21 protein-coding genes are annotated in these 23,910 nt (G+C 65.1%); 10 read left to right on the forward strand and 11 right to left on the reverse strand.

All coding sequences use genetic code 11. The features are described from left to right. Positions 1-5 precede the first annotated feature (5 nt). From KUV82_RS03745 to KUV82_RS03760, 4 genes are all read left to right on the forward strand, one after another. A complete protein-coding gene (locus KUV82_RS03745; protein WP_219955557.1) occupies positions 6-404 on the forward strand; it encodes a hypothetical protein in 399 nt (132 codons plus the stop codon). Between the two features lie 105 nt (positions 405-509). Then, positions 510-2,333 carry a DUF885 domain-containing protein gene (locus KUV82_RS03750; protein WP_219955558.1) on the forward strand — a complete coding sequence of 608 codons (1,824 nt, stop codon included), beginning with the start codon at positions 510-512 and terminating at the stop codon, positions 2,331-2,333. 104 nt (positions 2,334-2,437) lie between these two features. Next, positions 2,438-3,601, forward strand: coding sequence for a glycosyltransferase family 87 protein (locus KUV82_RS03755; protein WP_219955559.1), 1,164 nt, complete (start codon positions 2,438-2,440; stop codon positions 3,599-3,601). Positions 3,602-3,649: 48 nt separating this feature from the next. Next, positions 3,650-3,799 carry a hypothetical protein gene (locus KUV82_RS03760; RefSeq protein WP_219955560.1) on the forward strand — a complete coding sequence of 50 codons (150 nt, stop codon included), beginning with the start codon at positions 3,650-3,652 and terminating at the stop codon, positions 3,797-3,799. 78 nt (positions 3,800-3,877) lie between these two features. On the opposite strand, the gene KUV82_RS03765 is transcribed toward KUV82_RS03760, so the two are convergent. Further along, positions 3,878-5,401 carry an alanine/glycine:cation symporter family protein gene (locus KUV82_RS03765; protein WP_219955561.1) on the reverse strand — a complete coding sequence of 508 codons (1,524 nt, stop codon included), beginning with the start codon at positions 5,399-5,401 and terminating at the stop codon, positions 3,878-3,880. A gap of 254 nt (positions 5,402-5,655) precedes the next feature. On the opposite strand from KUV82_RS03765, the gene secE reads away from it, so the two are divergent. After that, positions 5,656-5,859 carry a preprotein translocase subunit SecE gene (gene secE / locus KUV82_RS03770; protein ID WP_219955562.1) on the forward strand — a complete coding sequence of 68 codons (204 nt, stop codon included), beginning with the start codon at positions 5,656-5,658 and terminating at the stop codon, positions 5,857-5,859. A gap of 30 nt (positions 5,860-5,889) precedes the next feature. Continuing rightward, the gene (gene nusG, locus KUV82_RS03775; RefSeq protein WP_219955563.1) at positions 5,890-6,426 is read left to right on the forward strand and encodes a transcription termination/antitermination protein NusG; all 537 of its coding nucleotides are present in this window, start codon (positions 5,890-5,892) and stop codon (positions 6,424-6,426) included. Here nusG and KUV82_RS03780 read toward each other — a convergent pair. The 3 genes from KUV82_RS03780 to KUV82_RS03790 form a co-directional block, all read right to left on the reverse strand. After that, positions 6,419-8,107, reverse strand: a complete 1,689-nt coding sequence (locus tag KUV82_RS03780) for an alpha/beta hydrolase (protein ID WP_219955564.1) — start codon at positions 8,105-8,107, stop codon at positions 6,419-6,421. The genes nusG and KUV82_RS03780 overlap by 8 nt on opposite strands. A gap of 282 nt (positions 8,108-8,389) precedes the next feature. Next, complete coding sequence (locus tag KUV82_RS03785) at positions 8,390-9,292, reverse strand: hypothetical protein (RefSeq protein ID WP_219955565.1); 903 nt, start codon at positions 9,290-9,292, stop codon at positions 8,390-8,392. Between the two features lie 98 nt (positions 9,293-9,390). Continuing rightward, positions 9,391-10,338, reverse strand: a complete 948-nt coding sequence (locus KUV82_RS03790) for an aspartyl protease family protein (RefSeq protein WP_219955566.1) — start codon at positions 10,336-10,338, stop codon at positions 9,391-9,393. Between the two features lie 360 nt (positions 10,339-10,698). Here KUV82_RS03790 and rplK point away from each other — a divergent pair, with 360 nt between their 5' ends. Beyond that, positions 10,699-11,130, forward strand: a complete 432-nt coding sequence (gene rplK / locus KUV82_RS03795; RefSeq protein WP_219955567.1) for a 50S ribosomal protein L11 — start codon at positions 10,699-10,701, stop codon at positions 11,128-11,130. 4 nt (positions 11,131-11,134) lie between these two features. Beyond that, positions 11,135-11,827, forward strand: a complete 693-nt coding sequence (rplA, locus tag KUV82_RS03800; protein WP_219955568.1) for a 50S ribosomal protein L1 — start codon at positions 11,135-11,137, stop codon at positions 11,825-11,827. Positions 11,828-11,930: 103 nt separating this feature from the next. On the opposite strand, the gene KUV82_RS03805 is transcribed toward rplA, so the two are convergent. From KUV82_RS03805 to KUV82_RS03830, 6 genes are all read right to left on the reverse strand, one after another. Continuing rightward, a complete protein-coding gene (locus KUV82_RS03805) occupies positions 11,931-12,845 on the reverse strand; it encodes a GNAT family N-acetyltransferase (RefSeq protein ID WP_219955569.1) in 915 nt (304 codons plus the stop codon). Further along, on the reverse strand, positions 12,842-13,810 hold the full coding sequence (locus KUV82_RS03810) for a hypothetical protein (RefSeq protein ID WP_219955570.1): 969 nt from the start codon (positions 13,808-13,810) through the stop codon (positions 12,842-12,844). Before KUV82_RS03810 ends, KUV82_RS03805 begins: the two co-directional genes overlap by 4 nt. Before the next feature lie 52 nt (positions 13,811-13,862). Then, complete coding sequence (locus tag KUV82_RS03815; RefSeq protein ID WP_219955571.1) at positions 13,863-14,621, reverse strand: competence/damage-inducible protein A; 759 nt, start codon at positions 14,619-14,621, stop codon at positions 13,863-13,865. Positions 14,622-14,654: 33 nt separating this feature from the next. Continuing rightward, the gene (locus tag KUV82_RS03820; protein ID WP_219955572.1) at positions 14,655-16,163 is read right to left on the reverse strand and encodes a flavin-containing monooxygenase; all 1,509 of its coding nucleotides are present in this window, start codon (positions 16,161-16,163) and stop codon (positions 14,655-14,657) included. Positions 16,164-16,255: 92 nt separating this feature from the next. Then, positions 16,256-17,644, reverse strand: a complete 1,389-nt coding sequence (locus KUV82_RS03825) for a hypothetical protein (RefSeq protein ID WP_219955573.1) — start codon at positions 17,642-17,644, stop codon at positions 16,256-16,258. After that, the gene (locus tag KUV82_RS03830) at positions 17,641-17,946 is read right to left on the reverse strand and encodes a PilZ domain-containing protein (protein ID WP_219955574.1); all 306 of its coding nucleotides are present in this window, start codon (positions 17,944-17,946) and stop codon (positions 17,641-17,643) included. The genes KUV82_RS03825 and KUV82_RS03830 overlap by 4 nt, the downstream gene beginning before the upstream one ends. A 131-nt stretch (positions 17,947-18,077) precedes the next feature. On the opposite strand from KUV82_RS03830, the gene KUV82_RS03835 reads away from it, so the two are divergent. Next, a complete protein-coding gene (locus KUV82_RS03835) occupies positions 18,078-19,106 on the forward strand; it encodes a LacI family DNA-binding transcriptional regulator (RefSeq protein ID WP_219955575.1) in 1,029 nt (342 codons plus the stop codon). Between the two features lie 31 nt (positions 19,107-19,137). After that, a complete protein-coding gene (locus KUV82_RS03840) occupies positions 19,138-22,464 on the forward strand; it encodes an amidohydrolase family protein (protein ID WP_219955576.1) in 3,327 nt (1,108 codons plus the stop codon). A 66-nt stretch (positions 22,465-22,530) separates the two neighbouring features. On the opposite strand, the gene KUV82_RS03845 is transcribed toward KUV82_RS03840, so the two are convergent. Then, on the reverse strand, positions 22,531-23,874 hold the full coding sequence (locus KUV82_RS03845; protein ID WP_219955577.1) for a methyl-accepting chemotaxis protein: 1,344 nt from the start codon (positions 23,872-23,874) through the stop codon (positions 22,531-22,533). Positions 23,875-23,910 lie beyond the last annotated feature (36 nt).

Genomic DNA, 23,910 nt, shown 5'->3' on the forward strand with positions numbered 1-23,910 from the left:
ACGCCATGGACCCCTTCGACCCCACGGCGTGGAGCGCCAGCCTGCTCGGCCTGTTCGGGATCGCCGTCGCGATCGGCGCGCTTCGACGGCCCGGCCTGTGGCGCCAGATGGTCGACGAGATCGACGCCTCGCCCGCGCTCCAGCTGCTGTGCGGTTTCTGCGAGCTGGCGATCGGCGCGGCGGTGTACCTGATGAACCCCTGGGCGAGTGGCGATGTGCTGGCGATGATCATGAAGGCGCTCGGCGGTCTGATGATGGCCGAAGCGCTGGTCGTGATGGCGCTGAGCGATCTCTATTTCCACGTCTGGCTCAAGAACCTGGCCGCCTCCCATCGCCTCTGGCCGATCGTCACCATGGCCGCCAGCCTGGCCCTGGCGGGCGCGGGGCTGGCACGGCTGGCCTAGGCGCAACGTCGCCCGTCGAGGCGGATTGCCCCCTCGTCGGGCCGCCCGCTTGCCCTGACGTCCAGTACGTGTATCACGCAGGCAATACACAATAGGGGAAACTTCATGAAACTCGTTCGCCACGCCCTTGCTTCGGGCGCCGCTCTTTCGCTTGCGCTCGCCGCCGCTCCCGCCTTCGCGCAGGATGGTGCCGCCGGCACCGAAGCCGCTGCCGAGGTGACCGAACACGACAAGCTGTTCGCGCTCTTCGCCGATTCCGACAAGCGCGGCCTTGAACTCAACCCGCTTGGCCGCCTGTTCCGCGGCGACGATCGCAACGCCGACCGCCTCGGTGATTTCCTGACCGACAGCTCATTCTACGCAGGCCGGCTCGATACCCAGCTGAACCTTGCCAAGCTGGCGCTGATCGACCGCAGCAAGCTGAGCGAGACCGACCAGCTCGCCTATGACGTGTTCAAGTACAACCAGGAAACCTCGCTGCGCGCGCAGACGGACGAGATCCGCGCGCTCACTGAAGTGCGGCCGGTGAACCACTTCACGGGCTTCCACACTTTCTACCCGAATTTCGCCAGCGGCGCTTCGGCTGCTCAGTTCAAGACGCTGGCCAATTACGAGGACAACCTCTCGCGTCACGACGACTACATCGTGATCTCGGCGCGTGCGATCGACAAGTTCCGCGAAGGCATGGAGAGCGGGGTTCTCGAAACCAAGCTGACGATCAACAACGTTGTCCAGCAGCTCGACACGCTGCTCGCGGTTCCGATCGAGGAATCGCAGTACATGAAGCCGGTGCAGAACTTCCCGGAGGATTTTTCCGAGGAAGACAAGGCGCGCCTGACCGCGGCCTATGAAGCGAAGACGAAGGAACTCTACGCCGCCGATGCGCGCATGCGCGATTTCCTGCGTGACGAATACCTGCCGGTGGCACGCGAAAGCGTCGGCCTCAGCCAGATGAAGGGCGGCGACAAGCTCTACGCGCAGCTGATCGAGCAGACCACGACGCTGCCCTTGACCGCCGATTACCTCCACGATCTGGGCCTCTCCGAAGTCGCCCGCATCAAGAGCGGTCTTGAGGAGATCAAGGCGGAGGTCGGCTTTACCGGTACGCTCAACGAGTTCTTCGACTATGTGCGCACCGACGAGCAGTTCAAGCCGGAAAGCCGCGAAGCGCTGACTCAGAGCTATTACGACATCGGCAAGGAGGTCGACGAGAAGATCGGCGACTACTTCAGCCTGGTTCCCAAGACCCCGCTGGAGATCAAGCCCTACGATCCCTCGATCGAGCAGTTCTCGGCTGGCGGGTCCTACCAGTCGGGCGCACCCGACGGTTCGCGTCCGGGCACCTTCTACTTTAACGCCTATGACCTGCCGAGCCGCCTGACGACCGGCAACGTCACGCTTTACCTCCACGAAGGCGCGCCCGGCCACCACTTCCAGATCAGCCTCGCGCGCGAGAACGACGCGCTGCCGGCCTTCATGCGCTTTGGCGGCAACACCGCCTACATCGAGGGCTGGGCGCTCTATTCGGAGACGCTGGGCTACGAGATGGGCTTCTTCGACGATCCGTGGAACCGTTACGGCACGCTGCAGGACGAACAGCTGCGCGCCATGCGCCTGGTCGTCGACACGGGCCTCCACGCCAAGGGCTGGACCCGCGAGCAGGCGATCGACTTCATGCTCGAAAACTCCGGCATGACCCGCACCGAGGTCGTCTCGGAAGTCGAGCGCTACATCGCCATCCCGAGCCAGGCGCTTGCCTACAAGGTCGGCGCGCTCAAGATCCAGGAACTGCGCGAGAAGGCTGAAGGGCAGCTTGGCGACGATTTCGACCTGCGCGAATTCCACGCCGAGGTGCTGAACACCGGTTCGCTTCCGCTGCCGGTCCTCGAAGCCAAGATCGACCGCTGGATCGCTTCCAAGGCCAGCTGATTTTCCAAGCGCGGGCGGGGATTGCTCCCCGCCCGAACTGGTTTGGCCCTGCCGGGCGCGCTAGTCCCTTCCGCGTGCACTAGTGACGTGAGGGGCGAGCGCCGATGGATTTCCTGCGCCGGGCGGATTGGCTGACGCGCGACCGTGCGCGGGGCTACGCCTTCCTGCTGGCTATCGCCAGCCTCGCGCTGCTGGCCAATTCCTACCTCAAGGCGATGGGGCCTGACGGCACCGACTTCCTCGCCTTCTGGGGGGCTGGACACGTCACGGCTGCGGGAGACCCTGCCGGCGCGTATGACCTTGCCGTCCAGGAGCGGGTCCAGACCGGGACGGGCAGCAATGGCTGGTTTGCCTTCGTCAATCCGCCGCCTTTCCTGTTCGCCGTCGCACCCTTTGGCCTACTTCCCTTTCCGATCGCCTGGCTAGTGTGGGTCGCAGTGACCTGGGGTCTTTGGGCCTGGGCGAGCGTGCGCGCCTTTCCGCGCCTGTGGCCGCTCGTAATTGCCTATCCCGGCGCGCTGATTGCGGCAGGGCATGCGCAGAACGGCCTGCTCACCGGGGCTCTGCTGGTGTTTGCTGCGCATGAGCTTGCCAAACGGCCCGCGCTCTCGGGTGCGGCGATCGGGGCGCTCGTCATCAAGCCTCATCTTGCCGTGCTCGCGCCCTTCTGGCTGGCCGCCGGAGGCAAATGGCGTGCGTTTGTCGCCGCCGGAGTATCGGCGCTGGGTCTGGTGGCGCTGTCTTGGCTCGCTTTCGGCTCGGCAACGCTCGAGGGCTACACCACGAGCTGGCAGGCCAGCGCCTTGCTGATGGAGGGGATCAACCCCGATTTCCTGCTGCGGATGACGACCTTCTTCTCGCAGGCGCGCCTGCTTGCCGGCGATAGCGCCGCGTGGGTCGTTGGCGGGATTTCCGCGCTGCTGGCGGTTGCAACTTCGCTTCTTGCCTGGAGGCGCTTCCATGGCGATGCCGCGGCGTCCGGAGCAGCGGTGCTGGCCGCTACCGCACTCGCATCGCCATACCTGTTTAATTACGACCTGCCGTTCCTGATCTTTCCCACGCTGTGGTTGGTCGGGCAGGGTCTGGATCGCGGCTTCCGGGATTATGAGAAGCTCGCGCTCGTCGCGCTCTATGTCGCGCCCTACGCCACCCGGGCTGCGGCTCTTCCGCTCGGCGTCAACCTGATGCCGCTCGCAGCGCTTGCGCTCCTAGCGCTGGTGTGGAGCCGGGGCGGGGCGCGAAATTCGGGAACCGGATCAGGGGCCTAGGGTTTCTACTCATCAGGACGGAGGGAAGACATTTCATGGAGATCAGCCATGTCGAGTTTGTCCTTCCACAGCAGCCGCCCCGATCGCTGGGTTGCGCCCAAGCCCTATAGCGACAGCTCGCTGCGCTATAAGATGCACGGCAAGATCCAGCCGATGGAGGAGCCCGGGTTCCTGGCCCGCCTCTTCGGACGCGGCTGACGGTTCAGTCAAAGGACAGGGGCCGGAGATCCGTGTGGATCCCCGGCCCCTTCTTTGTGCCCTGCGGCCTGAAGAGACTTAGTACTCTTCGGGCTCTTCCGGTGTTTCGGCGGTGTGCGTGGGGCCGGCGTCCTTCTGGCCCTGGGCCAGCTTGAACACCACGCCGCTCAGCAGAGCCAGCGCCAGAAGGTTCGGCAGCGCCATCGCGGCGTTGGAAATATCGCCAAGGCGCCAGACCAGCTCGCTCGGCTGCGCAGCGCCCAGGAAGATCACCACGCACCACAGTACGCGCCAGGCCATGTGTAGCTTCTTCTCGCCCGCACGGCTCGAACCCTTCACCCGGTCATAGAGGAAGGTGATCGCCCGCTCGCCGTAATAGCTCCACGTCAGCAGCGTGGTGAAAACGAACAGGATCAGCGCGATCGAAGCGATCAGCGTGCCCACCGGAATGCTGGCGATCTCGACCGGGAAGGCCGCGGCAAAGGCGCCGCTGGTCATCTCGAAGCCGACACGGTCCGATTGCCAGGCATGCGCCACCGCTTCGCCGCCTGCGGTGAAGTCGCCGCGCACGGTGAGGATAACCAGCGCCGTCATGGTGCAGATCACGACGGTGTCGATGAAGGTGCCGAGCATCGCCATGCGACCCTGCTGTTCGGGATCGTTGGTCTGCGCCACCGCGTGGGCGATGGCGGTCGAACCCTGGCCGGCCTCGTTCGAGAACAGGCCGCGTGCCACACCGGCGCGGATCGCGATGATGATCGCCGCACCGGCAAAGCCGCCGGTCGCCGCTTGCGGGTTGAATGCGCCGTGGAAGATCAGGCCGAAGGTCTCCGGCAGGTCGCCGAAGTTCAGGATCAGCGCGATGATCGCCATGACGATGTAGGCCGCCGCCATGAAGGGCACGACCTTTTCCGCCACATTGCCGATCGACTTGATGCCGCCGATGATAACGATGAAGACGAGGATCGCGACGATCAGCCCGCCGAGCCATTCTTCGATACCGAAGAGTTCGTTGAGGCCGTCGGCCACAGCGTTTGCCTGGATCGAGTTGCCGGTAACCAGCGCGGAGAACAACGTGCCGAGGCAGAAAACAACGGCAAGCCAGGTCCACTTCTTGCCCAGGCCCATCATGATGTAGGTCATCGGGCCGCCGCGCAGCACACCGTCGCTGGTGCGTTCGCGGTAGCGGATGGCGAGCGAACCTTCGGCGAAGGCCAGCGCCATGCCGAACAGGGCGGTAACCCACATCCAGAAGATCGCGCCGGGTCCACCCAGCGCGATGGCGGTGGCTACACCGGCGAGGTTACCCGTGCCGACCTGACCGGAAAGCGCCGTCGAAAGCGCCGCGAAGGGCGAAATCTCGCCGTCGCCCTGGCTCTTGCGCCCGGCGAACAGGCCCGCGAAGGCGCTGCCGAGCTTGCGGATGGGATAGAATTTGAGGCCGACCATGATCCACAGGCCGATGCCCAACAGGATGATGGTCATGGGCGGGAAGGGGAGCACTTCGACCCCGTTCCATGTGCCGCCCCAGATAAAGTCCGATACGTTGGTGACCGGTTCTACCAACCGCTCGCCCAGACTCGGTGCCTGGCCTGTTGCCATTGCGAAAATTCCCCTCGTGCGTCCCGTTGACGTGAAAGCGACAAGGCTAGTGGGATGAAGGGCGCTTGCAAAGGCCCGATTTCCGCCGAGTCCCCCGGCTTGCGTTTTGCGCCGCGCAGGACTAGATGCGTCGGCGTCTTCCGACATTGGGAATCGAAAAAGCCCCTCCCGGACTTGAACCGGGGCGGCGAGAGACCCTACCTGAAAGGGACGTGACGGAAGGCGGCACGATTTTTACGCGAGAGACGTGGACCATGGCAGACGAGAAGAAGACCAGCCCGGCGGAATTCCTCCGGCAGGTGCAGACCGAAGGGCGCAAGGTCGTTTGGCCGACGCGCGAGGAAACGGTGCGCACGGCGATCTTCGTGTTCATCCTCACGGTGATCCTTTCGCTCTTCTTCCTCGGGGTCGATTCGCTGTTCAGCGCCATTGTGGGCTGGCTGCTTTCGCTCGCTTAAGCCGCATTTCGACAGGGTAGTTTTACGCACATGGCACGCTGGTACATCATCCACGCCTATTCGGGCTTCGAGAACAAGGTCCGCGATTCGATCATCGCCGAGGCCGAACGCCTTGGTCTTTCGGAAGGCGTCGAAGAGGTCGAAGTCCCGACCGAAACCGTCACCGAAGTGAAGCGCGGCAAGAAGGTCCAGGTCGAACGCAAGTTCATGCCGGGCTACGTGCTCGCCAAGCTGAACATGACCGACGATGTCTACCACCTCGTCAAGAACACCCCGAAGGTGACCGGATTCCTCGGCAACAACAACAAGCCGCAGGCAATTTCCGAGAAGGAAGCCGCGCGCTATTTCGGCGGGGTCGAGGAAGCCAAATCGGCGCCCAAGAAGGAAATCAGCGTCGATTACGAAATCGGCGACCAGGTCAAGGTGCTCGACGGCCCCTTCGCCAGCTTCAACGGCCTCGTCGAGGAACTCGATTTCGACAAGCAGAAGGTCAAGGTTTCGGTTTCGATCTTCGGCCGCGCTACGCCGGTCGAACTCGACTTCGAACAGGTCGAACTGGTCAAGTAACCGGCGCCAGCTCGCGCAGATGCGCGAGCACCAGGCCCGGCCTTTGGAAAAGCGTGAAGGCGCCGGCCCCGGCTATCGGGCCGACCGCTTCGAACCCGTGTTCGGCGCAGTACTCGCGCTGGACGGCGATGTCGTGTATCGTGTCCTCCTCGCCCACCAATACGCGCACCGGCGCGCCCGGCGCGTCGAGCCAGCGCGACCAGTCCTGAAGGATCATCAAGAGCCCCATGGCCATTCCGCGCGCCGCGCGGTCGGGGCGGGCCATGAACGCGCGGCGTACGGTCGCCTGCACGTCGGGCCGGCGCAGCGTTTCGCGGTCTAGCGGGCTTTTCTCGAGCAGCCGGTCGAAATAGCGGTAGGTTTCACCCCGCATCGATAGGCGTACGACCGCGCGCACCAGCATGTCGAGGAAAACCGGACTCGTGCGAGCGAGCATCAGCGGGGCGCGCCACAAGGGATTGCGCGTGGCGATGGTGCGGCCATCGCGCAGGGGTATGGGCGAGCCGGTCAGGACAACGCCCGTGACACGTTCGCCCAGCAGCGCGCGCACGGCGAGGCCGTAGACCGAGGAAAAGCTTGTCGCCAGGATCACGCAGCGGCTCATGCCCAGCGCATCGAGCAGCATCCGTGCGCGCTCGGCGAAGCGCTCGACGGTGCCGAGGATGTCGTCCGACGCGCTGCGCTGGGCGTAGAAAGGCATCCACGGAATGACGAGATCGAAGCCTTCGTCGCGCGCGCGCTGTTCGAGGTCGGGCGGTAGGAACGGCCCTTCGATCGCTCCGTGCAGCATGAGCACCGGAATGCCGCCGGGCACGCCGTACCGCTCGAAGGCCATTTCGCTGCCGTCACCCAGCCGCGCGACCGCATGTTGCACGATCTCGGTCTGCACCCCGCCACCGGGACCGAGCTGCCGCAGCCGCCAGGCCTGCGCGAAACCTGCGTAAAGCGCGACGAGTTCGCTTTGGGAGGCGACGCCGAGCTTGCGCATGGCGGCCTTCAACTGGTTGCGCGCGGTTCCGATGGATCGCTCCCGATCGCCTGCAAAATCGGCAAGGCTCCGCCCTTCGACGAGATAGCGGATCAGTTCGCTCTCCGCCGCGCTGAGCCCCATGCCGAGTGTGAACTCCTGCGCAACCTGCTCGTCCCAGGTCAGATTGAGCCTGCGGAAATCGACCCTGCGCTCGCTGCCCTCGGTGCGCAGCGTGGCGATCATCGGCGCACCGCGCGTGTCATCGGGCGTCGGATGGACGCGCAGGATCATCGATTGTCGTGTGTCGCGCCCCTCGGCAAAGCGCTTCAGGCGCGCGCGGCGGTCGGGCTCGAGTCCGGTCGCGAAGTCGGGCAGGGGCTGGCCTGCGGCAAGATCGGCAAGGGCGGGCGAGCCGACCACGCACAAGGCCGCATCGACCGTGAAGACGGTATCGTATCCGTTCTCATCGCCATGCACGCTGGGACCCAGCGCGACGCCGCCGAAGTCGGCATCATCGGCGAAGTGGACCTTGTCGAAAATCGCGCTGACCTGTTCGATATGGGGTGCGAGCATCTCGGGCGCGTCGCCGCCGTCATCCGCGACCTGCGCAACCCTTAGCTGGAGATCGAACAGCCGTTCGGGCTGCGCGACGACCTCATAAGCCTCGCGGATCAACCGGTCGCGGATTGCGGTGTCAGTTTCGTTGTCCATGCGCCCCGTCGCCTTGCTTCGCAAAAACCCGCGCTAACGCGAAAGTGCTTTGGAATTCCACGAAAAAGGCGGGGGCAGGAAAGCCTGCCCCCGCATTCAAGTTGGCTGCTTGCATTCGGACACACCCGTGAGGGGGATGATGGCCGATGCCGGGCAGCTGGTGAAGGCGACCGGCCCCGGCCGGTCGCCCGGGTCGCCTGGTGAAATGGGTGTGGCGCGGCCTGCGTTGACCTCGACGGGACGCAGGAGAGGAACGGGTGCAGGCCGCGCCGCCGTCGTAGATCAGCGCCGGGTGGCACCGCGACGGTATGCAAAGGCTGCCACGCTCTTGCCCGAGGCCGCGTTGTAGTACTGGCAGTAGAAATCCGTGCCCTTGTCGTTGTGGAGATCGGGCATGTTGAAGCCGAGCATGTGCTTGCCGCGGCGCTCCAGATCCTTGTCCCAGGCGCGCGAGCGGTCCGAATTGCTGCCGCTGGCGGTCGGTTCGTAGCCGAGCGAGTTGCCCGTGTGCAGCATGATGTCCTTGCCCGCGATGTTGCTCCAGCGGGGGAAGGCTTCGCTGTTGGCGTTCTTGCCGGTGCGCATTTCGACGCACTGCATCTTCCAGCCGCCCTTCATCGAGGCCCACTGCTTGGCGGGCACCTCAAGATAGAGCACGTCGCCCGAAGCCATTGAGGGCATGATGCAGCCCTGGCTGGCACTGACCGGTTCGCGATCGACAATGCCGCTGCGCTCTTCCTGCGAGAGACCCTGCTGGAAAGTGTAGTCGCCGAACCTGCCGACGAAGGCGTTCGAGATCGGCAGGCCTGCGCACTGGGTCATCGATGTGAACTTGGCCGAAGGCGTCGGAGCGACGCCGGCATAGCCGGGGCGCTTGGCGGTGCAGCGGCCCGTCCCACCGGTGGCGTCGCAGCCTGATCGGCTGGCCGCGCTCATAGCAACCCCGGTGGCGATTGCGGCGTTGCGCCCGCCGGTCACGGCTGCGGCCGCGCCGACGATGTTGCGGCCACCGGTGCGCTCGGTCTCCTCAGCCACTTCGACGACGGTTTCGACGTCCTCGGCGACTTCCTCGACCTTCTTGACGGCGCGTTTGAGCTTGTCGAAGGGGCCGGCCTGCACGGGCGAAGCGGCGATCCCCGTAGCCGCCACGGCGATGGCGGCCGCAATAAGTATCTGGTTTTTCATGAACACGATCCCTTGGTTCGAAAAGGTTCGTGTCCGTTAGTGAGGTCTCCAGAGACCCTGAATGTCCCATATGGGACAAGCGGCGCAAAAAAGTGCGCCTACCGCGCGCAGGCGCGTTCGTCGTCCGTCCGAATTCGCGAGGAGGTGGTCGAGGTTCGCATGGTAATCCCCGCATGGCGGCACTTGCGCAGCTGGAAACGCACGCGGCGGTCATCGAAATCGAGCGACACGCGGCGGAAGGTTTCCATCAGGTCGGTGCCGAGCAGGAGCGAGGGCTTCTTGTCGATCCCGAAGACCGCGAAGGGCGGGATGTCGGCAAAGGCAATGGGCACGTTTTGCAGGGTGATCGAACCGATCCTGAGATTGCGGATCACGGTGAATTCGATGTCCATCGGCGCGCCGGTGACCCCGTAGACCTTGATCGTCTGGAAGCCGTCACGCCGGCCGCGCACCAGCTTGTTGCGCAGCGCCATGTTGCCGATCGTGACTTCCGAACCGGTATCGACCACCGCATCGACCTTCTCGCGCCCGGCAGACACTTCGGTGAGGATCAGCTGCCCGCGCTGGAGCCGGCCGGTGACCACGATGATCCCGTCGCCGCTCATGCCCGAGTTCCCCCGGCCGCGCAGTTCGTCGTCGACCGTGATGACGCGGTCTTCGAAGTCCAGCATGAGCCTCTGGTTCACCAGCGCGTCGAGGCCGATCATGCCGTCACCGCCCATATCGCGTTCGTCGAGCACGGGCACTTCGAGATTGGTGGTGACGGTGGGCCCGAGCTGGAGCTCGTCGACCCACACGCGGTCGACCACCTTGCTTTCGGTCACGCCGTGGAGCAGCACCCGGTCGCCATCGGGCAGGGCCAGCTTGCCGGCCAGCGCCGAGCCAACGGCCGAGGTGTCGGCGCCGCTGTCGACCACGAACTTGTAGGGACCTTCGCCATTGACCATGACGTCGACCGTCATGCGGCTGCGCAGCTTGCGCGCGTCGATCTCTTCGCCCCCGATCGCCAGCTCCTGGTCGATCTGGGCGGGCGGCAGGTCGGCCATCCGTCCTGCAATGGGTTCATCCGCAGCCTGCCGTGCTGACGCGGTCGTGCCAGCGCAGAGCGCTGCTGCGAGGGTGATTGTGCAAAGTCCCTTCAACATTCTGGCAACATAGGAACCCCGCCGGGGCGCTGCGAGCAACTATCGACGAGGCGGCAACTACGCCCGACTGGTGGGGCGGCCCGGTGCCCCCGAAAGGGGGGCGAATCGCTTGCATTCCGGGCGAAAAGCGCTATGTGCGCGCCTTCCCAAGGCATCTTCGGGAAACTCGTGCGGGAGGTCTGCCTGAGGCAGGCCGCTTGACCGCTTACCATGAGCTTCGGCTGGAAACAGGCGGAGCGACAGTGAGAAAGGAGGCCATTCATGGCCAAGAAGATCGACGGCTATATCAAGCTGCAGGTGCCCGCCGGCACCGCCAACCCCTCGCCCCCGATCGGCCCCGCACTGGGCCAGCGCGGCGTGAACATCATGGAATTCTGCAAGGCGTTCAACGCCGCGACCGACAGCCTCGAAAAGGGCATGCCGATCCCGACCACGATCACCGTCTACGCAGACCGTTCGTTCAGCTTCACCACCAAGAGCCCGCCGGCCAGCTTCCTCATCAAGAAGGCCGCCAAGCTCAAGTCGGGCTCGAAGGAGCCGGGCAAGGTTTCGGCCGGGACCATCAAGCGTTCGGCTCTGGCGGAAATCGCCGAGACGAAGATGAAGGACCTGAACGCGAACGACATCGAACAGGCTACCAAGATCATCGAAGGCAGCGCGCGTTCGATGGGCCTCGACGTGGTGGAGGGCTAAGAACATGCCGAAGCAGACCAAGAAGCAGCAGCTCGTCGCCAAGCTCGACAGCGAGAAGCTCTACAGCGTCGATGAAGCCATCGCCACGCTGCGCGAGCACAAGGCGAAGTTCGACGAGACCGTCGAAGTCGCGATGAACCTCGGCGTCGACCCGCGCCACGCCGACCAGATGGTCCGCGGCATGGTTTCGCTCCCGAGCGGCACCGGCAAGGACGTGAAGGTCGCCGTGTTCGCCAAGGGCGACAACGCCGAGAAGGCTCTTGCCGCCGGCGCCGACAAGGTCGGTGCGGAAGACCTCATGGAAGACATGCAGAACGGCAACCTCGACTATGACCGCGTGATCGCCACGCCGGACATGATGGGCGTCGTCGGCCGTCTCGGTAAGGTTCTCGGCCCCAAGGGCCTGATGCCGAACCCGAAGCTGGGCACCGTGACTCCGAACGTGGAACAGGCCGTTAAGGACGCCAAGGGCGGCCAGGTCGAATTCCGCGTCGAGAAGATGGGCATCATCCACTCGGGCATCGGCAAGCTCTCGTTCAAGGACGAGGACCTCAAGGCCAACTTCAAGGCCATGACCGACGCCATCGTCAAGGCGAAGCCCTCGGGCGCCAAGGGCAAGTATGTCCGCAAGGTCACGCTGACCTCGTCGATGGGCCCGGGCCTCAAGGTCGACCTCGGCGAAGTCGAAGGCGCCTGAGTTTGTCCGATCGCTTCGTTGCTTGAGGGCGTTGCGCACTCAGGCAGTCGTAAGGCGGTAACGCAGAAAAGAAGCGGGCCGGGGGGAGACCTCCGGCCCGTTTCTATTGGCGCAGGATTTTCCTGACGCTGGCTTCGAGACCGGTGGCGCCAATAAGCTTCTTGGCGCGCGAAACCGCGCCATCGAACGCCGCCAACCCGGCCAGCAGAGTGCGGTTCGATAGTCCAGGGCGCAGCATCAGGAAGCTGGCGCAGGCGACGCTGTCGGTCCCGAACAGCGCCTTGTGCGCGCCCTGGCCCTCGGTGAAATCGAAAAAGCGGAACCGTTCTTCGGCAAACAGGCTCTCGAGCGCGGCCATCTGCAGGACCGTTCCTGGAGAGAGCTGGGCCTGCGCCGGATCATAGCCCAGGAAGGCGTAGACAAGCGTGTCGCCCACCACCGGAAGGTAGAGATAGGCGACTGGCTTCCCGGTCAGAAACAGAAGGAAAGCGCGCACCCGATCCTGCGCTGCAAGCGCGCGCATGTGCGCGATGGCGTCGTCGCCTTCGGGCAGGCCGGCATCGAGCAAGCGCGCCTGGTAGGTCCGCTGCGAAAGCGGATGGGCGAGGCTGAGGAACGTGTCCAGCTCCTCCGGTGAATGGTAGGCCCGCATGTCGAGCGTGCCGCCATTCTCCTTGGCGAACTTGCGCTGCTTGCGCCGCAGCGTCGAACGCGTCTTGCCCGAGAACCGGGCGAGGTACCCATCGTAGCTGCCCGCCATATCGATGTAGCTGCGCTCATACGCCTCGTAGGCGCCAACGGCGAAGCCGGGCATGGCTTCGCGCAGTCTGTCCTCCGCATAAGTTGGCGCCGAGAGCACGCGCAGGCCGTCGGTATTCGTCAGCGAAGGCACCGGCGGCATGCGCTCGGTCAGGATATCCTCCAGCGAAAAGGGGAGCGTTGCCACCGTGCGCGTGGCGGTCAGTATCCGCCGCGAGCCAATGGTGAAGGGAATGGCGTGGCGCTGCGTCTGGCTCACGAGGACCCGTATAGCGCGTTGGATAGGGCCTGCTCGGCAATGCGCGCCGCGCTGCGGATCTCGCTGTGCGGCATCTGAGCGGCTCCTGTGCGGTCACCGATCTGCGGTGGGCGGCTGGCAAATGTCGCGCCCCGCGCCCCCGCCGTCTCGGCAATCGTTTCGCAAAAGCTCGTGAAGCGATCGCGCACGATCGAGTTGATGCGGGTGCGGTCGCGGCTCATCAGTTCGAAGCTGTGGCTGACGATGTTGAGCATCTCGACGCCCTCGCGGACGCAGAAACGCAGCGCTGCGGCCATCTCCCAATGCGAAAGGGCTGTGATCTGCGCGTGGCGCTGACCGCGAAAGCTGCGGATCGATCCCACCGGCACTTCGATGGTGCCCTGGTGGCGAACGACCGTGCGGTCATTCGATCCCAGCGAGATACGGCAATCGGAGGAAGCGATGCCGGGCACATGGCTGCTGTCGTAGCGAATGCCGATGCGCTTGAGGGCCCGCAGCGTTGCGTCGTTCGCGCCGTAGTTGCCTGCCCGGAAGGCCGTCGGCGCCGGCGCGCCGGCGGCCATCAGGTATTCGCGGGCGAGCTCGAGCAGTTCGGTCTGCTCGGCTTCGCTGAAATCGTGGAGGTTGCGGCCCGTGCGGCCGCGCAGCGGGTTGGCGTCGCCCGCGATCTCGAGCCATTCGGTGTGGAGATGCAGCTGCACCTCGTGTCCGCGCTTCAGGATGGGTTCGACTACGGCGGCCACGGCTTTTGTGCCCCAGATCAGCGCGGGCATGGGGTCGACGAAGAACACGCCCTTGATACCATTTGCATCCATCACCGCCATCTGGTGCTCGATCCCGACATCGCCATCCGTTGTGCGGCAGGCGACCGAGCGGTCGAACACTTCCTGGCGCGCGTGCGCACCCAGTCGCACGGCAAGACCCGCCGAGTATTCGGTGTCGATGGTGATATAGACCGCCGTCATGGGCGCTACCCTACCACGGGAGGGTTAATGGGGCGATTACCCTGGCAGCCAATCAGATGCCGCCGGGGGTGAAATCGAAGCCTGCCGTGGCGAGCCCATCGCACAGGCTGTCGACACAGCTGCGCAGCTCCTCCTCGCTGGTCGAACGGACCACGAAATTGGCACCGACCCGCCCCTCGCGAAAGAAGGGATAGCTGCCGATCTGGCATCCCTCATGCGCCTGTTCGACCTGGCGCAGGATATCGGCGACCTCGCTTTCGGGCGTCCAGCAACCGACCGTTTCCGACAGCAGCGGCGCGCCGCCTTCGAGCGTGCCGGTGAGCGCATCGAGCATGCCGGAGGTGATATGCGGTACGCCCGCCATCAGGTGGATGTTGCCGAGCTTTATGCCGGGCGCGCCGGACATGCGGTTGGGGATCAATTCGGCGCCGTCGGGCACGCGCGCCATGCGCAGGCGCGCCTCGGTCAGTTCCTTGCCGATGCTGGCGTAATACCGCTCCAGCATGGCCTTCGCATCGGGATGGATAACCACATCGACGCCCAGTGCCTCGGCCACAGCGTCGACCGTGATGTCGTCATGCGTGGGGCCGATGCCGCCGGTGGTGAAGAGGTAGTCGTAACCTTCGCGCAGCGCGTTCACCGCCTCCACAATCCGCTCGATCACGTCGGGCACCACCCGCACTTCGGACAGGCGGATGCCCTGCACCTGCAGCCAGCTGGCCACCTGGGCGATGTTCTTGTCATGCGTGCGGCCGGAAAGGATCTCGTCGCCGATCACGACAAGGCCTGCGGTGTAAATGCGTTCGGTCATGCGCTCTGGCGTAACGCGGTCGGCTGCGGAATGCTACTCCGCAGCTTCGAGCTGTTCGTCCGCCCCGCGCGAATTGGCGCCATGGCGGCGGAATTCGAGCAGGCCGTCCTCCACCGGATCGTCCTTCATCCGCTTGCGGTCCTCGACATATTCCTGGTTGAGCCGCCAGGGATAGGCGATCGAATTGCGCGGCATGATGTGCTTGCCGCGCTGGATATAGCCCGAGGAGAAATCGAAGATGTCATCTTCCTCAATCGCCGCTTCGGCTTCCGATGTCAGCACCGGCTCGGCCACGTCGACACCCTTGGCCTTGCTCTCGTTCAGCACGCGGCAGATGTAGTCGGAATTGATGTCCGCGCGCAGCGTCCAGCTGGCGTTGAGATAGCCGAACACGACCGCAAGGTTCGGCACGTTCGAGAACATGCAGCCCTTGTAATAGAAGTGCTTGGACAGATCGATCGGCTGGCCTTCCTTCGACAGCGCGATCTTGCCGGCGACGGCCAGCTTGAGGCCAGTCGCGGTCACCACGATGTCGGCGGGCAGGAAGCTGTCGTCGGTCAGGCGGACACCGCCCTTTTCGAAGGCCTTGATATGGCCGGTCACGACCTCGGCCTTGCCCGATTTCATCGCCTCGAAGAGATCATCGTCTGGCACCAGACACAGGCGCTGTTCCCACGGGTTGTAGGGCGGGGTGAATGGCGTCAGATCGTAATCCTTGCCCATCGACTTCTTGATGCGCTTGTGGAGGCCATCCTTGACCTTCTGCGGCTTGTCGCGCGCGGTCTTGAAGGCGTAGTCCTGCAGCGTGATGTTCTTCCACCGGGTGATCCGGTAGGCGAGCTTTTCGGGAAGGACCTTGCGCAGGAAATTGGCGAGGCCATCCTTGGCCGGGCGGCTGAACATCCAGGTCGGCGTGCGCTGGAGCATCGTGACCTTGGCAGCCTTGTCGCTCATCGACGGGACAATCGTGACCGCCGTCGCGCCCGATCCGATCACCACCACGTTCTTGCCGGCGTAATCGAGGTCCTCGGGCCAGAACTGCGGGTGGATCACCTGGCCTTCGAACTCCCCGAAATCGAAACCGGGATCATAAGGCTCGTCATAATCGTAATAGCCCGAGCCGAGGTAGAGCCAGTTGGCAGTCAGGTGCTTCTTCTCGCCCTCGGTGGTTTCGAGAGTGACATGCCAGCGCGCTTCGTTTTCGCGCCAGTCGGCTGCAAGGACCTTGTGGCCGAAACGGATGTGCTTGCGGATGTCGCGCTCGTCGGCGATGCGCTCGAGATATTCGAGGATCGAAGGGCCGTCGGCGATCGATTTCTCGTGTTTCCAGGGCTCGAAGTCGAAGCCCAGCGTGTGCATGTCGCTGTCCGAACGGATGCCGGGATAGCGGAACAGGTCCCAGGTGCCGCCGATGTTGTCGCGGCGGTCGACGATGACCATGCTGTGGTCGGGCGCCTTCTCCTTCATGTGCGCTGCCATGCCGATGCCGGAAATCCCCGCACCCACGATCATCACATCAAAATCGGTCGCCGTGTTTTTCATCTGACTCTCCCAAGAACGGCGAACCTAACGCAGACTGGGCCTTTGCGCCAGTCTCGGTTGCAGGGCGCAACCTAGTTGGTGCTGCGCTCGATCTAAGGGCGATCTTTCAGAAAGCGCCAAAGCTCGCCAACATCCGCAAAGCGCTGGCGTGAGACGAGCGAACGCAGGAACCCGCTCGGGGTCATCCCGACCTGCTGCAGGGCGCTGCGAAAGGCCGGGATTGCCTGACATAGCTCGGCAGGAATTAGCAGGGCGAGGATCATTGCCAGCGAGGCTCCGCCGGCAGCCAGGCCAGCGGCGATGACCAGGCAGGCCATCGAGCCTGCAAAGTACACGGCGACAAAGCTGGCGTGGCGGTTCTCTGCCGAGACCAGCGCTTGCGGCGTGACAGCCAGCGCCCGGATCGTGCCCGATACCAGCAGGACCAGCGCCAGATCATAGGCAAACGCGGTCTTGCCGACGGTGAAGACGCTTTGGACGAGAGGGCCGAAGATGAGCAGGAACACGCTGAACGCGATGGCGAGGGCAAGCGTCGCCAGAGTCATGGTGGCCAGCTGGCGTTGCTGCACGGCCTGCTTGTTCGCACCGAGGTAGCCCGCTTCGAAGAACTGGATGCCGAAGAGGGTGTTGGTTACGAGGTCGATCAGCCGCACGATGGTCCGGGTGGCGACGAAGGCGGCAAGGACGGCGGCTCCGTAGGCTGCGCCGACAAGGACGGTGTAGGCCTGCAGGTTGAGGACATAGACGACCGGCAGCAGCATGAACGCAAGCGTGGGCCTGATGAGTTCGCGCAGAGCCTTGCGCCGATCCCCCTTCGTGGCGGAGAAAAGGTCGCGGGCTGCTCTTCGGCCGTAGGCATACTGGCCCAGCGCAACCGCAACCCGCAGCAGCGCGAGCCCGGCAGCCAGCACGACATAGCTGTCCGACAGCAGCACACACACGGCCAGCACCACGACTTCCAGCAGCATGGCGGCCGCGTTGGAAAGAACGAATTGCGGGTATGCCTGCCCGACGCGGAAGGTGATCCCGGCAACGGCGGATTGCGCGACGGCGGCGACATAGAGCGCAAGCCACGCTGCGGCCGCTACGAGCTCATCGGCTGGCACCACCGCAAGAGAGGAGGAGAGCGCATCCTTCGATACGAACACGGCCACAAGCGCCGCGGCCAGAAGGGTGGCGGTGATCGCCGAGGATGTGAGCCAGGATGCGCGCAGCGCATCGCGCGCTTTCTCCCAGCGTCCCTCTTGCGCGGAAGCGAGCGCGACATTGCCGCCCGCGCCGGCAAAGGCCTGGCCGACGACGGCAAAATAGGCGGGCAGGGCGAACAGCAGCAGCCATCCCCCCACGCGCTCCGGACTCCAGCTGGCAAACAGGATCGGGAGCGTGGCAATTTGCACTGCGACGCGCATGGCTGCGCTGCCGAGGAAGGCGGCAATTCCGCGCGCTAGCCGCCGGTTTGCGGCGGGTGGCTGGTGGCTCAAGTCTCGCCCTGGTCCATTTCGCGGATGATGTGTTCCAGCACGCTGGGGTGCAGCGGTCGCTCGAACTGGGCGCCGACCACATGACCTTCGCGCCATTTCACATCCGCAGGGATCGGGCCCACATTGCCGACCCGGACAAGGATGGAGGTGTGGGTGTCCAGCACCGAGAACTTGTCGAAGAATCGGCAGCCATATTCGGAGATGTCCTTGATCCAGACATCGCGCGATCCGCCCTGGCGCGGGCGATAACGCCCCGCGACCGTGACCATGTGGCGTGTTTCACGGCGGTGTTCTTCCGACAAATTCCAGCCCTCGATGGTTCGCGCCTTAAGTTAATAGCGGCGTAGGCCACTGTGACGCAAGCAAGGCTTGCCTCTCGCTTTCGGGAAAGGCCTGCGTTAGGAGCGTAGCCCTAGGGGAGAGCCTGAAACAAATGACTAACAGTGATAAGCCCGCGCCGCGGCGGGTCACTTCGATCGATGTGGCCGAACGCGCCGGGGTCAGCCAGTCGACGGTCAGCCGCGCCCTGTCGGGCAGCGAAACCATTACCGAAGCGACCCGCCGCCGGGTCGAACTGGCCGCCGAGGAGCTGGGCTACCACGTCAACGCCCGCGCGGCCGGCCTGAGGCGCGGCGAAACCGGGACTATCGCGATCGTGGTGATCGGGCGCGAGGGGCAGGGACCGGCGGCGATCAACCCGTTCTACTACAGCCTGCTTGGAAGCACCTGCGCCGCCGCGGCAGAACGGGGATACGAAGCCCTGGTCTCATTCCAGGCGAAGCCCGACGAGTTCTTCGGGCACTATGTCGCCCGCCGACAGGCCGATGGCGTGGTCGTGATCGGCACCGCGACCAACGAAGCCGCCTGGGAATACTTCCGCAAATGCGCCGAGGAATCGGGCAAGATGGCCTTCTGGGGCTCGCCTTTCGACGAGAGCGTATGGGTGCGTTCCGACAACCGCGAAGGCGGCCGCCTGGCGGTGGAACGGCTCTCGCAGAGCGGCGCCAAGGCGATCGAGTTCGTCGGCGATACTACGTCTTCCCAGCGCCAGTTCCGCGAGCGCTACGACGGATACCGGAGCGCGATGGAGGCCGCCGGGCTCACGCCGGGTGATGCCATCGTAAGCGAAGGCGAGGACCGCGTCTCGCAGGGGCGCAACGCGATCGCCAAGCTAGTCGATGGCGGCGCGAAATTCGACGGACTTTTCTTTGCCTGCGACGCGATGGCCCTCGGCGCGCTCGAGGAGCTGGCCGCGCGCGGCATTGCAGTGCCTGGCGATGTGGGCGTCATCGGTTTCGACGGTCTCGGCTCGGGCGAATTCAGCGCGCCGCCGCTGACCACGGTCGAACCCGATTTCGCGCAGGCTGGCCTCTTGCTCGTCGACACCGCGCTGTCCAGCGAGGACGAGCGGCCCGATCGCCGCGTCGCCGTCCATCTGGTCGAACGCGCAAGCGTGCGCTGACCGCCCCCCAGTTTCCCATCCGGAGAGAGTGATGAAAACCAGTGTAACCTCCGTGCTCGCCGTCCTCCTCGCGTCGTCTGCTGCTCATGCGCAGGATGCCGACGAAAGCCCCAACCCGGTCGAGGAGCAGGAAGTCAGCTCTTCGGCAGAAGAAGGCCCTGCCGAAGGCTCCGGCATGGCGGTTTCCGCCGCGCCTGCGACGGCGAACGCGTCGGCTACGGCCGCCTCGGATGAAAAGTGGGACGTCACCGCGCCGCGCGGGGCAACGATCCGCCAGGTGCCCATCCGCACCAGCGAAGGCACGTGGATGGACGTGGATGTCTCGCCCGATGGCCGCACGCTCGCCTTTTCGCTGCTGGGCGATATCTACACCATGCCGATCACCGGCGGCACGCCGACCCGCATTGCCGAAGGCCTGGCGTGGGAAGTGCAGCCGCGCTTCTCGCCCGATGGCCGCCGTATCGCATTCACGAGCGATCGGGGCGGCGGCGACAACATCTGGATCATGAACGCCGACGGCTCGGACAAGCGCCAGCTGACCAAGGAAGCCTTCCGCCTGCTCAACCAGCCGAGCTGGTCGCCCGACGGCAATTACATCGTCGCCAAGAAGCATTTCACGACCCAGCGTTCGCTCGGCACGGGCGAAATCTGGCTCTACCACGTTTCGGGCGGAGGCGGCGTCAAGCTGGTCGCGCGCGCCAACGAGGCGCTCCAGAAGGAGCTGGGCGAGCCGGTCTATTCGCCCGATGGCGAGGCGGTCTATTACTCGCGCAACGTCACGCCGGGTCCGATCTTCGAATACGCGCAGGATTCGACGCAAGGGACCTTCGCGATCGAGCGTTACGAGCTCGGCACCGGCGAAGTGACCACCGCGGTCAGCGGCTTCGGCGGCGCGGTGCGCCCGCAGCCGTCGCCCGATGGCCGCAGCCTCGCCTTCATCCGCCGCGACAAGGACGAGACCGAACTGTGGGTCAAGGACCTCGCCACGGGCGAGCAGCGCATGATCTACGGCGATCTCGACATGGATATGCAGGAGACCTGGGCGGTCTATGGCTTCTACCCGCTGATGGACTGGGTTCCCGGCGGCGAGGCCATCGTCCTGTGGGCCGGCGGCAAGCTCAAACGCGTGGCGGCCGATGGCAGCGGCGCGACCGACATCCCGTTTTCAATCAACGACACGCGCGGCGTGGCCGACGCACCGCACCCGGTCATCCCGGTCTCGCCCGATAGTTTCACGGCCAAAATCCCGCGCTTTGCCAGCGTATCGCCCGATGGGCGTACGGTCGTGTTCGAAAGCCTCGGCAAGCTTTACACCAAGCCGGTCGCCGGGGGCACGGCGCGCCGCCTGACGTCGGATGGCAGCGACGCGCTCGAACTGTGGCCGTCCTGGTCGCGCGACGGCCGCCGCCTCACCTATGTGCGCTGGACAGATGAGGGCCTGGGCCAGATCATGGTGGCCGGTTCCAACGGCTCTGGCGCGCGTGCAGTGACGCGGATGCGCGGCCATTACGCCCTGCCGAAATTCTCGCCCGACGGCAGCACGATCGTGTTCGAGAAGCGCGGCGGGGGCTACCTGACCTCGCCCGAATTCTCCGAGAACGAAGGCGTGTATCGTGTGAGCGCGGCGGGTGGTTCGGCCCAGCTTGTGGCGCGCGATACCTCCGATCCGCAGTTCGGGGCGGACAGCGACCGGGTGTTCATGCTCGGTCGCAAGGACGGCAAGCTCCAGCTGCTCTCCGCCGATCTCGATGGCGGCGCGCGGCAGGTACACGCGCAGGGCGACCTGGCAACGCAGTACCATGTAAGCCCGCGCGGCGATTTCGTCGCATTCCGCGAGAACTACGAAGTCTTCGCAACGCCGCTGATGCCCGGCGGGCAAGCGGTGACGGTGGGCGAAAAGGCCAGCTCGCTGCCGGTCGTGCGCGCCTCGAAGGGCGGGGCGGACTACATCGGCTGGGCCCAGGGCGGCGACACGCTGACCTGGACCATGGGGCCGGTGCTCTACCGCGCGAGCATCGCCTCGATGTTCGCCAATGCGCCAAAGGACAAGGATGCGCCCGCCTTCGTGCCGCCGACCAGCGGCACCTCGCTCGAGCGGACGGTGGCGGCCGCCAAGCCGAGCGGCACCGTGGCCATCACCGGCGCGAAGATCCTCACCATGGCGGATGACGGCGCCGGCGTGATCGAGAACGGGACCATCGTGATCACGGGCGACCGGATTGCCGCCGTGGGCCCCGCAGCCTCGGTGCAGGTGCCGCAGGGCGCGACGGTGATCGATGCGGCTGGCAAGACCATCATGCCGGGCCTCGTCGACGCGCATGCGCACGGGCCGCAGGGCACGGGCGACCTTGTCCCGCAGCAGAACTGGTCGCTGGTCCAGAACCTCGCCATGGGCACGACGACGATCCACGATCCGTCTTCGCGCGCCAGCATGATCTTTGCCGCAGCCGAACGCCAGCGGGCGGGCACTTTGCTCGCCCCGCGCATCTTCTCGACCGCCGAGATCGTCTACGGCGCCAAGGCGCCGAGCGTTTATGCCCGGATCGACAGCTATGAGGACGCGCTGGCGCATATCCAGCGGATCAAGGCGCAGGGTGGTATTTCGATCAAGAACTACAACCAGCCCCGGCGCGACCAGCGCCAACAGGTTGTCGCTGCCGCGCGCGCCGAGAACATGCTGGTAGTTGCCGAGGGCGGGTCGCTGTTCGGCATGGACATGAACCTGATCGCCGACGGCAATTCGACCATCGAACACAACGTGCCCGGTGAGGTCTTCTACGAGGACGTCCTGCAGTTCTGGGCCGGTTCGCAGTCCAACTACACCCCGACCCTGGTGGTGACCTATGGCGGGCTTGCTGCCGACCCCTACTGGCGCCAGGCGACCAACGTCTTCGATAACCCGCTCATGGTGCACACGCCGCCGCGCCTGCTTACGGCGCAGACCGCGCGCCGCGTCACCGCACCCGACTGGGCCTTTGTCGACGACGAAGCCGCGCGGGAAGCGCGCAAGCTCGCGCAGCGCGGGGTCAAGGTCAGCATCGGCGCGCACGGCCAGCAGGCCGGTGTCGCCGCCCATTGGGAGCTGTGGAGCTTCGCGCGCGGCGGCATGAGCGCTGTCGAGGCGCTGCGGGCCGGGACCATCGAGCCGGCGCGCTCGCTGGGCATGGACCGCGACATCGGCAGCCTCGAGGTTGGCAAGCTGGCCGACCTTGTCGTCCTCAACGAGGATCCCAGCGAGAACATCCGCAATTCGGACAAGATCGACAGCGTCATGCTGGGTGGCCGTCTCTATGACGCGCGGACCATGAACGAGGTTACCACCGGGAGCGAACAGCGCCGCCCCTATTGGTGGGAATAGGCGCGAAAAAAGGGCGGCGCGGGATCAACCCGGGCCGCCCATTCATGCGCACCTGTCCAGCCGCGGTCAGGCTGCGCGAATGTGGTTCAGGAAAGCGTCTACGCGGCTCTTGAGAGCGCCTGCCTGACCTTCGAGTTCGGTGGCCGAATTCAGCACCTGGCTGGCGGCCGCCCCGGTTGCGAGGCTGGTCTCGCGAACTTCGGCAATGTGCGAGGAAACCTCGTCGGTCGAACGCGCGGCCAGATCGATGCTGCGGGCAAGATCCTGGCCTGCGACCGATTGCTGGTCGACCGCGCTCGCGATCGAGATGGCGGTGCTCTCCAGCTCCTTGATCTGGCTGGCGATGGAGCGCAGCGCGCCCACGCTGGCGCCGGTCGAATCCTGCATCGTGCGGATCTGCTCGGCGACCTCTTCGGTGGCGCGGCTGGTCTGTGCGGCCAGTTCCTTCACCTCGCTGGCAACCACGGCAAAGCCGCGTCCTGCCTCGCCGCCGCGCGCGGCTTCGATCGAGGCGTTGAGCGCCAGCAGGTTGGTGCGCTGGGCGATCGACTGGATTAGCTCGACGATCTGACCGACCTGCTCGGCCGAAGAGGAGAGGGCTGAAATGGTTTCGTCCGCGCCGCTCGCCGCATCGGTCGCCTTGCGGGCGAGTTCTGCGGAGTGCGAGGCCTGGCGGCTGATTTCGCCGATCGACATGGCAAACTCGTCCGAAGCCGCGGCCGCAGCGGTCGCACCGCTGTTTGCCTGTTCCATCGAGGCGCTGACGAGCTCCGACTGGCTCGAGGCCTGTTCGGCGGTCGATGCCATGCCCGAAGCGGTGGCGTTCAGCTGGCTTGCTGCAGCGGCAACACCGCTGACCACATCGCCGATCCCGTTCTCGAATTCGCTGGCCATGCGCATCAGTTCGGCCTTGCGCTGCTCGGCAGCTTCCTTTCGGCCGGCAAACAGCTCGTCGAGCTTGTGACCGGACTTGAGGAACACCTCGAGCGAACGGGCAAGATCGCCGATCTCGTCGGGACGGTCGACGCCGGATACTTCGATGTCGCGACCGCCGGCGGCGAGATTGGCCATTGCGCTCGAAACACGCAGAAACGGATCGATGACCTGGTCGAGAATGAACTTGAGGCTGGCAAGACCGCCCACAAGAGAAATGGCTCCGATGACGACGACAACGGTTCGCGCGGTCGATGCGAAGTCAGGATAGCTCAGCCCGGCAATTGCGAAGCCGCAAATCAACGCCATTCCGCCCAGCGAAATGAGCGATGCAAGCTTGGCCTTTTCCGCCAGGGTCTTCTGCATGAACCAGCGGGACAGGCCTGAGCCCTCGTGTTCTGCTTCAGTGTAGCCCACGTTGACGTCGGCGATTTCCTTGACCAGCTCGTCGGCCATGTTGGAATTGTATGCGTTCATCCCCAAGAATCCCCCTTAAGGTTGCATCAACCCTAA

The organism is Qipengyuania flava, from assembly GCF_019448255.1.
In the GTDB taxonomy this organism is placed as follows: domain Bacteria; phylum Pseudomonadota; class Alphaproteobacteria; order Sphingomonadales; family Sphingomonadaceae; genus Qipengyuania; species Qipengyuania flava_A.

Coding starts and splice junctions, on each gene's coding strand:
- KUV82_RS03815 (WP_219955571.1), bottom strand. CDS start 14,621: ATGACCGAACGCATTTACACCGCAGGCCTTGTCGTGATCGGCGACGAG.
- KUV82_RS03810 (WP_219955570.1), bottom strand. CDS start 13,810: ATGACGGCGGTCTATATCACCATCGACACCGAATACTCGGCGGGTCTT.
- rplA (WP_219955568.1), top strand. CDS start 11,135: ATGCCGAAGCAGACCAAGAAGCAGCAGCTCGTCGCCAAGCTCGACAGC.
- KUV82_RS03835 (WP_219955575.1), top strand. CDS start 18,078: ATGACTAACAGTGATAAGCCCGCGCCGCGGCGGGTCACTTCGATCGAT.
- rplK (WP_219955567.1), top strand. CDS start 10,699: ATGGCCAAGAAGATCGACGGCTATATCAAGCTGCAGGTGCCCGCCGGC.
- KUV82_RS03745 (WP_219955557.1), top strand. CDS start 6: ATGGACCCCTTCGACCCCACGGCGTGGAGCGCCAGCCTGCTCGGCCTG.
- nusG (WP_219955563.1), top strand. CDS start 5,890: ATGGCACGCTGGTACATCATCCACGCCTATTCGGGCTTCGAGAACAAG.
- KUV82_RS03755 (WP_219955559.1), top strand. CDS start 2,438: ATGGATTTCCTGCGCCGGGCGGATTGGCTGACGCGCGACCGTGCGCGG.
- KUV82_RS03840 (WP_219955576.1), top strand. CDS start 19,138: ATGAAAACCAGTGTAACCTCCGTGCTCGCCGTCCTCCTCGCGTCGTCT.
- secE (WP_219955562.1), top strand. CDS start 5,656: ATGGCAGACGAGAAGAAGACCAGCCCGGCGGAATTCCTCCGGCAGGTG.
- KUV82_RS03765 (WP_219955561.1), bottom strand. CDS start 5,401: ATGGCAACAGGCCAGGCACCGAGTCTGGGCGAGCGGTTGGTAGAACCG.
- KUV82_RS03845 (WP_219955577.1), bottom strand. CDS start 23,874: ATGAACGCATACAATTCCAACATGGCCGACGAGCTGGTCAAGGAAATC.
- KUV82_RS03785 (WP_219955565.1), bottom strand. CDS start 9,292: ATGAAAAACCAGATACTTATTGCGGCCGCCATCGCCGTGGCGGCTACG.
- KUV82_RS03820 (WP_219955572.1), bottom strand. CDS start 16,163: ATGAAAAACACGGCGACCGATTTTGATGTGATGATCGTGGGTGCGGGG.
- KUV82_RS03790 (WP_219955566.1), bottom strand. CDS start 10,338: ATGGCCGACCTGCCGCCCGCCCAGATCGACCAGGAGCTGGCGATCGGG.
- KUV82_RS03750 (WP_219955558.1), top strand. CDS start 510: ATGAAACTCGTTCGCCACGCCCTTGCTTCGGGCGCCGCTCTTTCGCTT.
- KUV82_RS03780 (WP_219955564.1), bottom strand. CDS start 8,107: ATGGACAACGAAACTGACACCGCAATCCGCGACCGGTTGATCCGCGAG.
- KUV82_RS03760 (WP_219955560.1), top strand. CDS start 3,650: ATGTCGAGTTTGTCCTTCCACAGCAGCCGCCCCGATCGCTGGGTTGCG.